Source organism: Streptomyces sp. NPDC033229 (assembly GCF_055576875.1).
The window spans coordinates 1-1546 of the sequence record NZ_JBVIQR010000195.1; the positions used below are offsets into that span (position 1 = coordinate 1).

Consider the following 1546-nt stretch of genomic DNA (forward strand, 5'->3'; position numbering starts at 1 on the left):
CGAGTGAGACCACCAACGCAACGACCAGGAGCCATGCCCTGCCACACCCCCATCCGCACCAACGTCACCCCTGCGGCACAGGATGAGAAACCTTCGGTGTCTCGTGTGTCCAGGATCAGGGGTCAAGGCCCGATGTCATCCGCCCCATACACGGGATCGGTGCCGCAGCGGATGACCAACTCCGCCGGCGAATGGCTGCCTGCGTCGTGGACCACAGCGAGGGGGCTCATCATCACCAGAGGTGAACCAGGGGCGCTGGCGGTACACGCGGACTCCGCCGTGCCCGCCGGACCTTGGGTTCTCCCGCGCCACTGCCAGGACGGGCCCAGACGGCTTGAACCGAACTGAGCCTTGAACTCCTCGGTCGGCGGCGGCCCCAAGGCAGGCGCAACATGGTTGAAGTCAGCACGCCTTCAAAGTCAGTAACCAAGACCCACCGGCTTATGAATGACCTTCCTGCCACCAGCCAGGGCCAACCAGCCCGACTTGTTCCGGGTGCCTGCGCCAGCTGCTACGGCTCTGCTGCCACACGCGGCAATCGCGATTGTCGCCAGCATTTTGAAACTTTCAGTGCCTGATCGGCTAATAGAGGGAAACCTGCCCCCATGAGAAACTATTGGAGCAGCATATTCCCGGGATGAATGGTACTGTCCGGGTCTTCAGGGGCCGACTTTGAGAGCAAAGTTTCTGCCTCCACTTTGTCCGGAGGATCGTTTCAAGTGTGAAGGAGGGCTTCCGTGCGCTTATTTGTGTCGTGTCGGCTGGCCACGGTCCTGTCCGGCATTGCCGTAAGCCTCTCGCTCTTGCTGATGTCTGCTGGCACGGCTGCGGCAGCCCCGGTCACCGTCATGCACTGTTCCGGCAGTTTCACAATGATTATTGGCGGCTTTGTTGGAAATGCTCAAGGGAAAGGGGAGCTTGACTGTGTGCTGAGCAGTGAGGCTCAAGGTTTCCATGCCACTATCCGTATGCTGGGCAGCTACTCGGCAATGGGACCACTGCTCACGACCACCACTAACGACACTCTCACCTCCGATAATGGTGAGGTCACCAAGCTCAGGACAACCCGGGGCTTCGGCCAATTCGTAGGACAAGTGCGTGAGTCAGGAAGAGGAATCTCCACCGGCGGATTCTTGCACCCTTCGACTACCTCCGAGTGCGGGCACGGGCACGTCGAGGCTGCTGGCGAGGTGACGATCTACACCGTGGAGAACTTCGTCCTGGAGCTTGAATCCACAAATCGGTCGCGGCTGGGCGTGACGATGGAGCAGTGGGGCAGGACTGATTCATAGTCTTGGCGGTCATGTGGCACTGCAGGTCAGGGGGCTGCGGGGTGGTCTGCTCGGTGGCCGCTACGAACGCAACGAAGCTGCGGTTGACGGGGTCATCTCTCACGTCACCCTGAACTCCAAGAACCTCGGTGTGCCGCCAGTCTGCTGGCGTCTGTCTAGCCTCACCGTTTCGGTTGGGGTGAGGCCGGATGCGGGGCGGAATCACGAAAGTGCCTTCTGGGCTGGGACGATGAACCTTGTCGAGGGGTTCTGTC

At 60.7% G+C, this 1546-nt stretch carries 2 protein-coding genes; both read left to right on the top strand.

The window, feature by feature from the left end; genetic code table 11:
• Positions 1-737: 737 nt before the first annotated feature.
• The gene (locus tag ACZ53N_RS37320; RefSeq protein WP_469145130.1) at positions 738-1292 is read left to right on the top strand and encodes a hypothetical protein; all 555 of its coding nucleotides are present in this window, start codon (positions 738-740) and stop codon (positions 1290-1292) included.
• Positions 1293-1305: 13 nt separating this feature from the next.
• On the top strand, positions 1306-1546 hold a 241-nt coding region (locus ACZ53N_RS37325; RefSeq protein WP_469145131.1), incomplete at its 3' end, for a hypothetical protein.